At 39.2% G+C, this 14,410-nt stretch carries 11 protein-coding genes; 1 reads left to right on the forward strand and 10 read right to left on the reverse strand.

Going from position 1 to position 14,410, the window contains the following annotated elements; genetic code table 11:
• Positions 1-175: 175 nt before the first annotated feature.
• Positions 176-3,913: an SIR2 family protein gene (locus tag BA1DRAFT_RS18000; protein WP_082303722.1), complete on the reverse strand. Its 3,738-nt coding sequence runs from the start codon at positions 3,911-3,913 to the stop codon at positions 176-178.
• A gap of 530 nt (positions 3,914-4,443) precedes the next feature.
• Positions 4,444-4,635: a hypothetical protein gene (locus BA1DRAFT_RS18010; protein WP_036782008.1), complete on the reverse strand. Its 192-nt coding sequence runs from the start codon at positions 4,633-4,635 to the stop codon at positions 4,444-4,446.
• A gap of 339 nt (positions 4,636-4,974) precedes the next feature.
• On the opposite strand from BA1DRAFT_RS18010, the gene rlmA reads away from it, so the two are divergent.
• The gene (rlmA, locus tag BA1DRAFT_RS18015; protein ID WP_036781961.1) at positions 4,975-5,793 is read left to right on the forward strand and encodes a 23S rRNA (guanine(745)-N(1))-methyltransferase; all 819 of its coding nucleotides are present in this window, start codon (positions 4,975-4,977) and stop codon (positions 5,791-5,793) included.
• Between the two features lie 205 nt (positions 5,794-5,998).
• Here rlmA and mntP read toward each other — a convergent pair whose 3' ends face one another.
• From mntP to pabB, 8 genes are all read right to left on the reverse strand, one after another.
• A complete protein-coding gene (mntP, locus tag BA1DRAFT_RS18020; RefSeq protein ID WP_051560850.1) occupies positions 5,999-6,580 on the reverse strand; it encodes a manganese efflux pump MntP in 582 nt (193 codons plus the stop codon).
• Positions 6,581-7,005: 425 nt separating this feature from the next.
• Positions 7,006-7,464: a DUF986 family protein gene (locus BA1DRAFT_RS18025; protein WP_036781965.1), complete on the reverse strand. Its 459-nt coding sequence runs from the start codon at positions 7,462-7,464 to the stop codon at positions 7,006-7,008.
• A gap of 65 nt (positions 7,465-7,529) precedes the next feature.
• Positions 7,530-8,396: a PTS mannose transporter subunit IID gene (locus BA1DRAFT_RS18030; protein WP_036781967.1), complete on the reverse strand. Its 867-nt coding sequence runs from the start codon at positions 8,394-8,396 to the stop codon at positions 7,530-7,532.
• 13 nt (positions 8,397-8,409) lie between these two features.
• Positions 8,410-9,210, reverse strand: a complete 801-nt coding sequence (locus BA1DRAFT_RS18035; protein ID WP_036781969.1) for a PTS mannose/fructose/sorbose transporter subunit IIC — start codon at positions 9,208-9,210, stop codon at positions 8,410-8,412.
• Between the two features lie 75 nt (positions 9,211-9,285).
• Positions 9,286-10,269, reverse strand: a complete 984-nt coding sequence (gene manX, locus BA1DRAFT_RS18040; protein WP_036781971.1) for a PTS mannose transporter subunit IIAB — start codon at positions 10,267-10,269, stop codon at positions 9,286-9,288.
• 622 nt (positions 10,270-10,891) lie between these two features.
• Positions 10,892-12,256, reverse strand: a complete 1,365-nt coding sequence (locus BA1DRAFT_RS18045; RefSeq protein ID WP_036781974.1) for an L-serine ammonia-lyase — start codon at positions 12,254-12,256, stop codon at positions 10,892-10,894.
• Between the two features lie 171 nt (positions 12,257-12,427).
• On the reverse strand, positions 12,428-12,991 hold the full coding sequence (locus BA1DRAFT_RS18050) for a CoA pyrophosphatase (RefSeq protein ID WP_036781976.1): 564 nt from the start codon (positions 12,989-12,991) through the stop codon (positions 12,428-12,430).
• Positions 12,988-14,358, reverse strand: coding sequence for an aminodeoxychorismate synthase component 1 (gene pabB / locus BA1DRAFT_RS18055; RefSeq protein ID WP_036781978.1), 1,371 nt, complete (start codon positions 14,356-14,358; stop codon positions 12,988-12,990). The genes BA1DRAFT_RS18050 and pabB overlap by 4 nt, the downstream gene beginning before the upstream one ends.
• Positions 14,359-14,410 lie beyond the last annotated feature (52 nt).

Below are 14,410 nucleotides of genomic sequence, written 5' to 3' on the forward strand. Positions count from 1 at the left end.
CTTAACGTTTTAATGAGAGAAATGCCTATAAAAAGTCATATTCTGATTTTTATTTAATCAAAATAACCTTATTAAAAATGTGAGATCTCACCCTGCTACTTTAGGGATGTTGCAGTTAACGCTATATGCAAAGCCACAGACTCATAGAGAGAGGGACTGTTATTTGTATTAGTGTCTAGCGATACTCCCACTTATATTTAAGCTCAATGAGTTTGCTATCAGAACCTAAGCTGGCATCAGCTTTTTCCATTTTTTCAAGCCATTTCTCAAAATCATAAGGCCATTTCTTTACATCCTCAGGTAAAGTATTGGATAAAACCGCTATTGTTTCTTTAGGGAATTTTTTAACTATTGCTTCGTTTTTAATATAATACATCAAGGATTCACCATTGTTCGTGCATGTTAAGAAAGGCATAACAATATCTACTAACTTTGGAAACATAGTTTCTTGAGAAAATAAAAGACGGGAAATATTTTCTGTTGTTTTTGGTGATTTTATTGCCTTTTGACGAGGCCAAACATGGGTAAAAAATTGAATTATTAAATCTCGCCATTGTAAAAAAAATTTATTATCAGGTTCATCTTTTGAAGAAAGCCTCCATAGCAACCATAGGATCTTATGGCGTAACTTCTCATCACCATAAACAAGTGCATCTCTAAATTCAGAATCGGAAATAAATTGCTTTGATTTTTCATACAATTCACTAGCCCAACCAAATAATAAAAAATTTGCTATTGAATTTGTTTGATGCTTAGAGTGAAATGACACGCTATTACGTAAAAAGCCTAGTAAAAATGGTTTCAAAATATCATACAACTGAGAGCTTCTGGGGTAGGTTTCTCCCCAGAAATAGCCATTCCAGAATGCTTCCTTCTCGTCTGGCTCACCATTTTCGATAACATGTAACAAATTATTATTAGTCCACACTGGAATATGGTGATGTAACCAAATTAATTGTTTGGCTAAATATACTAAGGCATATTTCCTGGAATCACCTGATAAAGCATTCAAACGTTCAATATGAGAAAACCATTGCTGAGATAATTTATCTTCTAAATAGAAATTGTTTAGACGAGAGTCTTTAAACAATATATGTGCGATTGATAATATGGGAGAGTTATCAGCTTCTGGAATCCAATCGCGCCGTTCTCTTTTAATTTCGATGGTAGTAATAGGAGTTGGCATTACCCCTATAGTATTAATAAGATGCTTTAATAATGCATCATAGATATCAATATCTATAGAAGCTAATTTTTCATTTATAGACGAAATCCAACATAAAGTAGGATCAATAATTGAGACTAAATCTTCGTTAGAATAAGACATCATTTGTCTTGCAATAAAATAAATGAACTTTGTTTTATCATCTTTTCGCGATTCAGATGACAGGAACTTTTTCCATATTTCTTTAGGATACTCTTTTTTATCTTTAGCCCAATGTCTTAGTGCAGAAAAAGCCCTTAATGGATATTGCTGTGATAATCCTTTAAAAGGGTCGTTCCTCTTTGAAACGATCTGTTCAACACAATTAAATTCTAAGGCTTGCGGAATAATATCCCTTATAGGAATATACAATAATTCATTACAGTTAGATTCAATGCTTATATATCCGCCTTTGGATTTCATAGAGGTAGTGGCATTATTTTCTAGCTCAATCTCCCATTCAGGATATATATTATGAAGTTCTCTAACTTGCTCTTTTATATCAATGTAAAAGTTACAACCTTTATTTTTAAGCCAGAATATTCGATTTAGGATACTATCAGCTTGCCATTTATCGCCTAGATTACTATCTATATATGCAGGAATGAGCCTACCTTTTAATAAACGCTCAACAATTTCAATGCACTCATTCTCTCTTAATTCATCCCATCTATCTGCAAGTGTTAGCATCAGGTCTCTTTGATTATGTTCATTCCAAAATTCATCATCGCTTAATGCATTGATAAGTGGGTAAAAATCGGAAGAGGGGACGATTTCAGGCTTACATGCAATCCATATACGAATTTGTGAAAATATAGGATTATTTCTGGGCCAACTCAAGAATTCGTTTCTTGCTTCATACAGGTCTAGTTGAATTAACCTTTCATACAAATGTACGTATCGCAATACGTATCCTTCCAGTCCGACATCTCTTATACTTAAACCTAGTTCTATACTGCTATCCTCTCTAATTGGTGATAACAAACGCACTGAGTGAGGTGTCCTTTTCTCTGATTCTAACGAATAAGCGTATTCAATATTTTTCCTCAGTTCTGGAATCACTTTAATTAGTAAAGAATTTGGAATATTAATTGCATCAAAATGGTGTTTTTCTATATACCGTACATCTAATTGCAGAAATTCACGAAGCTCAGTTATCGTATTAATTGGAGGAAGAAGGCTATTTATTTTGTTAGATACAGCTAAATATGGGCGCGTCAGTTTTATATATTGACGGAACGTCACTTCATTCCAACCGTATGTTTTAATTTCGTGTGATAGACTATACCAGTGGAGATCTAAATCTTTATCTTCATATTGCCAAGACTCAATTAGGTATTGCCAGATTTTGCGAATTTCACTATCTATTTTATTCTCTTTAAGTTTCTGTAAAATGTAATGTTGGATAGCTGGTTCGAGATAATTTTGTTTCGTTGCCCACCATATGGCTGTCGGCTGATGAGCTACTTTTGCAAGCCAAGCACCAAGATACCATTGTCTACTAGATAACTTTGAGTTTCCATATTCAGATGTTGTTCTGAATGAAGCAAAATGTTTCTCGTTTAACTCTTTAACATCATCATGATGTGGTTGAAACGCATCCCATGCCTTTTTAGCTATTTCTATATCTTCATTATTCTTTTGATAAATATCAGGTGTTTTATCAAAGTCTAAACCGTATAAAGTGAAAGGTTCAGGGGAAGTGTTACATCTCAAAGGCCAGCGGTTATTAGAGTGTGTAGCAAGTCGTATATTACGATCAAAAACACATAACCATTCTGCAGAAGGTGGATTATCGACAAGTGCAAATTTTTCCATACCTTTTGAAGTAGATACAATATGAGCAACTTGTCCACGTTCGTGGGATAAGAGATTGGTTGGGCCACGTCGAGCCATCTCTATAGTTTCGCTATACCATTGCTCTACGTTCTGCGCTCTTTTCGCCCAAGCATCTAATGTCTTCCAAAGAGCGGCATGTTTATCTTCAGGACTATAAGCAATTGCTTGAACACCCTTATGTTCCCATAGTTTTCTTGTATCTTCTATGGTTCCAGATTGAAATGCATATACATTTTTTGCTTTTATCAGATTTTTATTAAGTCCTTCGAGCAAATATTGCATTGGGGGATCATTTGCAGAATAGCCAATAAATACAACTGTATATTTAGAAAAAATCTCTCGAATAAAGTTCGTTGCCCAACCATCGGAAAGATAGGCTCTTCCAAACTCTGAACCTGATAAAACAAAACCATTGCTTTCTGCACCAATGTAATCGGAATTAGATCTTCCATGAAGATATACCAGTCCATCAATTAATTCATTTTTGGATAAATCTGGTAAATTTGGAGGTAGAAAACACGGAATCTCTGTCAAGGAACACTCATTGAATAAGCGATCAAAGTTAGTTGTAATTAATTGCACTCGACCTTCGGATGTAGTGGCAAGGTCTAACAATGATTTATGTGCAGATGTGTCAACTATGTCCGATGGTTTCAGTACTTGAGCTACAGTTTTTTCAATTAAATTCGTTTCGAACTCTTGTTCTAATAAGCTAAATATCCGATCTGTTGAAATAAGGGTTGATGCATAAGAAGGTAATTCAACTTCATTTCCTTCCTTATCTTTTAATCCTTTATTCAAAAAATCATAAAGTTGACGAGCTCGGCTATCATTAGTCGTTCCGAGTAAATCAATAACTTTCTGTGCCAATTGAAAAAACTAGGAAGCTTAGCTTTAGCAAGAGATACCCCTGCGCCACAAAAGAAAACTACGCGCCCTTGATCACGGGCAAGTAATAATTCATCAGGAATAAGTGGCCCATCTTGAATAAACCGCAATTTTCTCTCCTTATATTGCAAATAATTTCATTATACTTTTTTATCATTTACCTTGGAATAAGGCAAATTTTTTCCATCCCATGTTTGTGTTTCTGATGTTGTTCATAAAGCGTTAATATTTCTGAATCAGGAAATTGATAATAAATAACATTTCGTAATTATGCTACACATAGCCCTCTTCAACTCATTGTTATACATAGAATTATGAGCGGTATAAAATGTAGCGCTATTTTGGGATATTATTTATATACTCGTCATCTTTCAAGTTGCCTCTTTGTTGGCTGCATTCGCTCACCCCGGTCACATAGTTTGCTATGCTCCCGGGGATTCTCTCCCTTGCCGTCGCGATGCATCTTGAAATCCATAGGATATAATGGATTGATATCACCTTGATTAGATTGTTTAGCTATTTTCGGATGTTTTCCGGTGATTCTTTTGTTCATGTATCGTCTCTTTCCCTGTAGATAATATAATTTCATCATTGAATTGCTTTAATACCGCTGCAAAGTCCGCACGGACTTTATCCAGATCATCGGCTAAAGTATCAACGTCACTTTTCTGTGGGATAAGATCAAAGTAGTTTGTATTGGGCATAATATCGAATTTCGGTGAAATTGATCTTAATTTATGAAAATATTGTATGAAAATATTCATTATATTATCCGTATTATTAGTTGTTTCTATTAGTTAAATAATTTATTAGCAATGATGTTTTCTTAAGTTTTGATTGAAGAATCATACCTGATAAATAGATTTATGCCATAGAAATATTGCGAGCCGTTTCAAAAAAAGGACTGAAAATAATGGAATATAATTTCATTCAAGATAATGATTAGTCGTTTATATAGAATTATTAATTGGTATGATTCACGACGAAAAGTATCAGAATATGCTATAGTGCCGACTGGTTTTTGCTTATATTTTTGGAATCTTATGTCTTATCAATGTCCCTTATGTCATCACTCTTTATTGCTCGCTCGACAGCAATGGCGCTGTGAGAATAATCATCAGTTTGATTGTGCTAAAGAAGGGTATGTTAATTTGATGCCCGTTCAGCATAAAAAATCCAAGGAGCCGGGGGATAGTCCGGAGATGATGCAATCAAGAAGAGCGTTTTTAGATTCAGGGCATTATCAACCATTACAACAACGGGTTTCGGAATTACTGGAAAAGTATCTGCCAGAAAATGTAGAGAGTTTGTTGGATATAGGATGCGGTGAAGGTTATTACACCGCTGCGGTTGAAGTGCAATTAAGCAAGAGACGTAATCTTAAAATCTATGGGTTAGATGTTGCTAAGATCGCAGTTCGTTATGGAGCTAAGCGTTATCCGGCTGTTAGCTTTTGTGTTGCGTCGAGCCATCGTTTGCCATTTGCCGATAAATCGCTTGCCGGGGTATTAAGGATTTACGCGCCTTGCAAAGCGGAAGAACTGGCAAGGGTGGTTAAGCCACAGGGAATTGTTTTGACAGTCACCCCAGGTCCTCGCCATCTTTATCAGCTCAAGGAGTTGATTTATCAAAATATTCATCTTCATCCATTGAAGGCAGAACCGTTGGAAGGATTTGAATTGATAACCGATGAATCGTTATCTTATCCAATGAAATTAGATGGCGTACAAGCGTATCATTTATTACAGATGACACCATTTGCCTGGCGAGCAGCAGAAGATGTGAAAAAAGGATTGGCAGATAGAATGCTGTTTGGATGTGAAACTGATTTTATACTGCGGGTTTATCAACGCCTTAATTGATCAAGATTTCAGCCCAAAATATATACCCTATGGATTTCAAGATGCATCGCGACGGCAAGGGAGAGAATCCCCGGGAACATAGCAAACTATGTGACCGGGGTGAGTGAGTGCAGCCAACAAAGAAGCAACTTGAAAGATGACGGGTATAGTGTTTAACAGATATACCCTATGGCTTTACGGGTATAAATATTTTGGGCTGGTGGCGTTATTTGGCGTACATAAATAATTCTAGATGTTCAAATAAGATATTGAAGCCAATTGCAATTAGAATCAGCCCACCAATAAGTTCAGCGCGTTTACCTAACCGTGGGCCAATATAACGGCCAATTAACATGCCCAATGTTGCCATAACCATTGTCATCATTCCGATAGCCATCGCAGTATGCACGATATTGACTTCAAGGAACGCTAGCCCAATACCAATTGCCATTGCATCCAGACTGGTGGCAATGGCTGTTGTTATCAACACAATTGAATTATGGCGGCAGGGTGACTCACACTTTTTTTCCTGCTTTGCTTTGAAACTCTCTGTAATCATTCTACAACCCAGAATGAATAACAGAGTGAAAGCAATCCAGTGATCCCACTCCATAATATATTGGCTGGCATAAAGCCCTAGAGACCAGCCAATCAATGGGGTACAGGCTTCTGCCAAACCAAATATTAAACCGGTACGGATTGCTTCACGAAAATGCGGTCTATGTAGTGCGGCCCCTTTGCAAATTGAAGCAGCAAAGGCATCCATTGATAGTGCTAAAGCTAGGATGAGGGTTGCGTACATATTCATTAATATAGCCTCGGTTGGGTGTTTCCATATACATATAACCCACCCCCAACCAATGATGGTGCTATATGCAATGGTCTTGCCAACCGAATTAATAGCTATCTCATTAGACTATTTCATTTGCTATTTTGAGCAACAATAATGCCTATTAAGATAGCAATAAGGCTACCCGCACCACGTTTATTTTGTAACGAGCGTGTTGATACGGGCTTTTCAGAGAAATTAACTAAATCGCTTCTCTGAAACAGGCTACTCCCCATGACAATTTAAAAGATAGCACAATAATTCAAAAAGGGAAAATAATATTATTTTTAGGGTTAATCAATGATATTGATAATAATTATCATTATCTATTTTATGGGAAAAATAAAAGCCAGCGTATAGCTGACTGTTTATTATTTATTTCTTTATATATTATTATTTCTTATCTATCTATTTTCGATGAGGAATTTGTAAATTCTTTCTAAATCATCAATTTGGCTTACTGATATATATAATTTCTTGTTTTCTAAACCAATAACCAGGATGCCATCTTCAGATAAATTCATGGTTTTTATCCGGTTATAGGAAATAAAGGTGTTTGCATAGAAGAAACCGTTATTCTTAAACAATAACTTAGGCGAACGTATATAGGAAATATAAATAGTCACCAGGGTAGTAAACAACAATAAATATGTGGTTAAACGGCTACCATAGGTGGTAATATTGTTATAAACAACAATAAGAATAAGGATAATAAAGATAAGTGCATCAATTTTGTGTTTTCTTTTTAGCTGTATTTGTAAGTAGGTTTTCCCTTTCAGCAAATTAACCACGAATTCATCATAAACAGCAAAAGCTAGCATTAGTACGATTAAACCAGCTAATACTATATCATTAAGGCTCATTCCTTATCCCTATATTGTTATAAAAAAGAAAAGATGGGGAGGAGCTCCTCCCCGAATGATATTTACTAGAGACCAAGGAAACCAAATCTGGCGCCAATAATCCCCAGAATAAAGAAGCCAATAATGATCCACAGAGCATTGACTTTATGCCGTAATAGCCACATACAGGCAAATGTCAGCAAAAGTGGTACCAAGCCTGGCATCAACTGATCGAGAATATTCTGAACCGTGGTTATTGTCTTTTCACCCGTCTGTTGGTTAGGAATTTCTGATACAACCAACGGGATATTGACTTTTGTCCATTTATTAACTAACGCCCCCATAACAAATAGACCAAGGATTGACGCTCCTTCCGTCATTTTTTGCAGGAAGCCGCCACCCATATCCTGAACGATATTGATCCCTTTCTTATAACCATAAGAGATACCTGAATAGAGAACTAACAGGCGTACCAGGTTGAATAAGAAGAAGAATAAGACAGGCCCAAGCCAGCTACCGCTCATTGCGAGGCCGGCGCCCAAAGCAGCAAAGACTGGGCGGGCTGTCCCCCAGAAAATAGGGTCGCCAACACCAGCCAATGGTCCCATCAGACCAACTTTGATACCGTTGATCGCACCATCATCAATGGTTGCACCGTTAGCACGCTGTTCTTCCATTGCCAGAGTGACACCCAGTACAGGCGCAACGACATAAGGGTGAGTGTTAAAGAATTCAAGGTGGCGTTTAAGTGCCTGTTTACGCTCATCGGTATTTTCTGGATACAAACGACGAAGAGCTGGCACCATAGAGAAGCAGAAGCCCAGGGCCTGCATACGTTCAAAGTTCCATGAACCTTGAAACACATTAGAACGGAGAAATACACCGCGGATATCACTGGGCGTCAGTTTTTTCTGGTCTGCTGTCTGAGCAGCCGTTTTTGTTGTATCTAACATGTTGCTCATCCTTTTAATCTAATTCGTTATCAAGATCGTTATTGGTGTGTCCGGGGGCAGCAACTACCTGAGATTTGTTATATTTAGGGCTTAGCTGAATGTACAGCACGGCCATAACAATACCAATAATGCCTAATGCAACCAGGTTAAATTCAGTGAATGCCGCTGTGACGAAGCCGAGGTAGAAGAAAGGCATTAGGTAGCCGGCGCGCATCATGTTGATAACCATTGCATAACCCACAACGACGATCATCCCTCCTGCGATGTTCAAGCCATCTGTTACCACTTTTGGAATAGAGGCAAGTAACTGCTGGACTTCGTTGGTGCCAACCGATAGTGCAACGATCAGGGCAGGGATGGCGATACGCATTGCCTGGAGCAGTAATGCGGATAGGTGGATAAAGCTAATCGCCCGCAGGCTGCCACGTTCTGCTGCATTGTCAGCCGCATGCTGGAAGGCGACTGTGATGGTACGTACAATGATAGTCAGAACTTGTCCTGCTGCTGCTAGTGGAATGGCCAAGGCGATACCTTCACCGATATCACGACCACCGGCGATGACCAGAATCGTTGAGATGATTGATGCTAAGGCCGCATCCGGGGCAATTGCAGCGCCGATATTCATCCAGCCAAGGGCGATCATCTCTAGCGTACCACCGATAATGATACCGGTTGTCATATCACCAAGAATGATCCCGATTAAGGTGCAGGCCACGAGTGGGCGGTGGAATTGAAATTCATCAAGAATGGAATCCATTCCGACTATACAAGCTACGATGAATATCAATGTAATTTGAACAACGGTAATTTCCATTGTTTGTCTCCTGTAACCAAATTAAATTTGGTGAGAAATTTTTATCATTGAGAAATTTTTGTCATTGAGTAATAGTTAAATTGCTCTGATCTGGTTTTCGTTTTTAACCTTCTGGAGTAGATCCATCATTTGTAGACGGCTGTCACTGGCAACCTTACGGGCTTCAAGCTCAATACCTCGTTCATCTAGTTTTTTGAAGGCTTCAATATCGGTTTCATCAACGGATATTGCGTTGTTAACTTGTGTTTTCCCTTGACGGAAAGCCATTCCTCCGATGTTGACAGATGTGATATCGACACCATCCTCGACTAAACGCAAAACATCTGTTGGGTTTGTAAACAGCAACATGACACGTTCATTGGCATATTTCGGGTTGTTATAAACGCGAACACATTTTGCAACATCAACAACGTGAGCACTGAGCCCCGGTGGAGCAACTTGTTTTAGTAAGGTGGTACGGACAGTATCAGCAGCAACTTCATCGCTGACGACAATGATCCGTTTGACATTGGTTTCTTTTGTCCAACGAGTAGCGACCTGACCATGAATGAGGCGGTCATCAATTCGGGCCAATGCAATTTTCATATGACCACCGGTTGATGGTGCAAATGAAGGTGCCGCAACGGATGCTACAGGCTTGGCTGGTTCAGTTTTTTGAGGTTCTTCTGTTTTCAGGGCCCGGATGCCTTCTTTCCCTGTTTCCAGAGCAACAGAAACCAGCTCTGTCAGAGATGGGTCATCATCTCGACACATAAAGGTTTCAACCAGCATTGGAACGTTAACACCGGTGATGATTTCATAATTCTCTTTATCTACGGCGATACGGCTAGCCGCATTGAATGGACTTCCTCCCCATGTATCGACAAGAAACAGTACGCCTTGCTCTGTATCAAGCGTTTCGAGTTTACTGTTGTATTTTTCAAATAAAGTATCGGCATTTTCACCAGGAACGAAGTCAATGTAAGAAACATTTTCTTGCTCTCCAATTAACATCTCTGCGGTACGAAGCAGTTGTTCAGCCGCAGCCCCGTGCGTGCCAATCATAATGGCTATACTCACTTGTTTTCCCCTCTGTTAACAATATATACCCGTTATCTTTCAAGTTGCCTCTTTGTTGGCTGCACTCACTCACCTCGGTCACATAGTTATCTATGCTCCCGGGGATTCGCTCCCTTGCCGTCGCGATCCATCTTGAAATCCATTGGGTATCAACGCAGGATTATTACAAAGTTACTGCAATAATTTTGATGAATCATTCCTCCAATAAAAATCTTATTTGTATGTATAATGACCTTTTATCAATATGATACCTAAATATTTGACTTGATTTAGACTTTATCTCTTATTGACTGAAAAAATCGGCTGTTAGATTAACATTAGAAATACCGAAGGAAAATTGCTGTCAGTCAGAAAAAATGAAATAGATAAAAATGTTAACCACAAAACAATTTAATAAGCTAAAAATTGTAAAATTAATTTATAATTATCTATAATTTGTTTATTGTTAGATGTTTATTCTGCTCTCGGTAACATCTTATTAATTTAAAATCGAAAACATATTCATCTTTTTAGATCAAAAGATGATCATTTTAAGTTTTGGCTAAAAAATATCCCAACCATAAGGTAGGGATATTTTCATTACAGAAGTATTTATTGATTAAAAAACAGGTTATTTATTTGATTAATCACACTGAACTTTAATTGCCAGACCACCGCGGGATGTTTCACGATATTTAGCGTTCATGTCTTTACCTGTTTCGTACATGGTTTCAATAACTTTATCGAGAGAAACACGTGGTTCACTGGTGCGGCGCAAAGCCATGCGTGCAGCATTGATTGCTTTTACTGAAGCAATGGCATTTCGTTCGATACAAGGTACTTGTACCTGGCCTGCCACCGGGTCACAGGTAAGGCCGAGGTTATGCTCCATACCGATTTCAGCCGCAACACAGACCTGTTCAGCGCTGCCGCCAAGCAGCTCAGCAAGGCCGGCTGCTGCCATCGAGCAGGCAACACCTACTTCCCCTTGGCAACCCACTTCAGCTCCAGATATTGATGCATTCATTTTATAGAGAATGCCAATAGCGCCGGAAGCGAGGAAATAGCGGATATAGAGTTCTGGCGTTACAGGTTCAATGCAATGGTTGTAATAAGCGAGTACGGCAGGAACAATGCCACAAGCGCCATTGGTTGGTGCGGTAACAACACGTCCACCCGCAGCATTTTCTTCATTGACTGCCAGAGCGAACATGTTCACTAAATCCACAACATTCATTGGATCATTGGACAGATTGTTTGATGAGGTCAGCATGCGATGTAGTGCCGCTGCCCGGCGTGGTACACGCAGTGGGCCAGGTAAAACCCCTTCTGTGTTCAAACCACGTTCAATACAGGCCCGCATGGTATCCCAGACATCGGCAAAATAGGCATTAATTTCTTCTTTGCTGTGGAGGTCCAGCTCATTTTTCATCATTAAACCGGAAATAGATAACCCGGTTTTATTACAATTCATCAGTAATTCTTTTGCTGAATTGAATGGATATGAAACGGGTTTGGTATCCTGAGAGGGTTTACCAAAATGTTCTTCATCAACAATAAAACCACCACCAATTGAGTAGTAGGTTTTGCTATAAACTTTTTTGTCCCTCGCGAATGCGTGAATTTGCATGCCGTTTTCATGTAATGACAGGTTATCACTACGGAAAACCATGCCGCTATCACGCGGGAAATCGACTTCATGTAAACCGTTGGCCAGCTTAATACGCTGTGTTTGCTCTACATCACGAATAAAACCGGGGATCGAATCAATATCAACGGTGGCGGGCAAATTACCTGCCAGACCCATGATAATGGCGATGTCCGTATGATGACCCTTGCCGGTTAATGAGAGTGAGCCGTAAACATCGACGGCTACACGCGTGATAGAAGGCATTAATCCCTGGTTTACCAGATCGTCGACAAACTGTTTGCCGGCTTTCATCGGACCAACCGTATGAGAGCTAGATGGGCCAATACCGACCTTAAACATGTCGAAAACGCTAATCACGCCAGACTCCTTAAAAAAGATAGAGATATAGTTATATGTATTGAGGTACGCTACTTTACTGTGATTTAGTAGTGTTGATAAGGGAGTTTACAGTTTTTTTTGAATTATGATAGCAACAGTGATAAAGATGGGCAAAAAAAATACAAATTAGTTATCCTTAAATGATTTGGATCAAACTTGAACTTGTTGAGCTAATTGATGAATTATTGTCGCTGTTAATCCCCAAATGAGATGCTGCTGATACCAATAAAAATAGACACGATGTTGCTGACCACGGCGATTAACATCAAGATAATGATAATTCGAAAGTGAAAGTGCTTCAGATAGAGGAACTTCGAATATTTTGGCAACTTCTGTCGGGTTACTATGGAGGGATAATCCGGGGGGCAATAATCCGACAATAGGCGTCACCAGATAGCCGCTGATGCTATTTAAAGGGGCCAGTTGGCCTAGAACCTGAACTTTCTGATGAGGTATGTTAACTTCTTCTTCTGCTTCCCGTAGTGCTGTCGCGATTATTGATTTATCTTTAGGATCAGCAGCCCCTCCTGGAAAGGCGACTTGACCGGCATGTGATCGTAAGGTGGCGGAGCGTCGAGTCAATAATAACGTTGGTTTCGGTTTGCAGATGATGGGTAATAACACCGCAGCATGGCGGTTGTTATCTGAAAGCCGTTTAGGTGGTGGTGGAAGTTGTAACTGAAATCTGTTAACGAAATCAGACAGCGATATCATATGACTTTTATTTTCCCTAGTTGTGGCAAAATACAATTCAACTTATCAAATGTTTCCTGATACTCTTTTTCGGCAATACTGTCGGCAACGATCCCGCCGCCGGCCCAACAATATATTTTTTCTTTCTCGGTTAAGAGGGTACGAATGGTGATATTGCTATCCATTGTGCCACAGAAACTAATATAGCCAATTGAACCACAATATCCATGTCGGCGGTGAGGTTCAAGCTCTTCTATTATCTCCATTGCTCTGATTTTAGGAGCACCGGTAATAGAACCACCGGGAAAACAGGCACGTAATAGATCCGTAGCATGTTGTTCATTTGGCAGTGTTGCGGTGATGGTGCTAACCAGATGATGGACGGCAGGGAATTGTTCAACCATAAATAATTCGGGAACTTTAACTGACCCTGGTGTGGCTACCCGGCCAATATCATTCCGCAATAAATCGACAATCATCAAATTTTCAGCTTGGTCTTTTTTTGACGCCGCGAGTTTTTCAGCTTGCACGGCGTCCTTTTCTGCATCACTTAAGCGCGGTAATGTTCCCTTGATCGGGCGAGTTTGAATTTGTTTATTTTCCAAGAGTAAAAAACGTTCGGGAGAGACACTGATAACGCTGTTTTCCGGTAAACGAATAAAGGCTGAAAAAGGTGCGCGGTTGCTCTCATTAAGTTTTATGAATGCTTGCCATTCATCTCCTTGATAATCGGCGCAAAATCGTTGTGCCAGATTAACTTGATAACAATCGCCGCTTAACAGATAGTGATGAATGCAGTTAATCTTCTCATTATATTGTTTAGCGCTCATATTCGACAGCCATTCACTGGTCAACGTAAAAGTTGCTTTTGGTGAAATTTGGCGAGATGTAAGCCAGTTCAGGCGTGTATCAACATCACTGTAACTGAATAAAATCACCTCTTTTTTATGATGATCAACAATCAGTGCCCAGTCATAAATACCTACTGCCATATCCGGAAATGAGAGATCATTTTTGGCCTGTGACGGTAATTCTTCAATATAACGCCCTAGGTCATATCCCCATAAACCGAGTGCGCCACCCTGAAATGGCAAATCAGCATCAAGTTTTGCTGTAATATTTAATTTCTTTAGCTGTTTTTTTAGCAGGTGAAAGGGATCTTCCTCAGTAATATAGATATCACCATCTTCGTTTATTTCAGTCGATTTATTATGACTGAGCAGTGTTATCCGTGGTTCTGCAACCATAATATCAAACCGGTTATGGGGGTGGTTGGCAGAACCAGAATGGAGCAGCATTGCCCAAGGTTGGTTTGAAATCGGCGCAAAATAGTTGATGGCAGCGTCTGGTTGATAAGGTAATTGCCGTTTTTGTAGTGAAATACTCATTATGATGTTGGTTTAGCAGTTGTAACGTAAAAGTTAGTTTTGATTTTAATCC

It is taken from the genome of Photorhabdus aegyptia, assembly GCF_000612035.1.
Lineage (GTDB): Bacteria > Pseudomonadota > Gammaproteobacteria > Enterobacterales > Enterobacteriaceae > Photorhabdus > Photorhabdus akhurstii.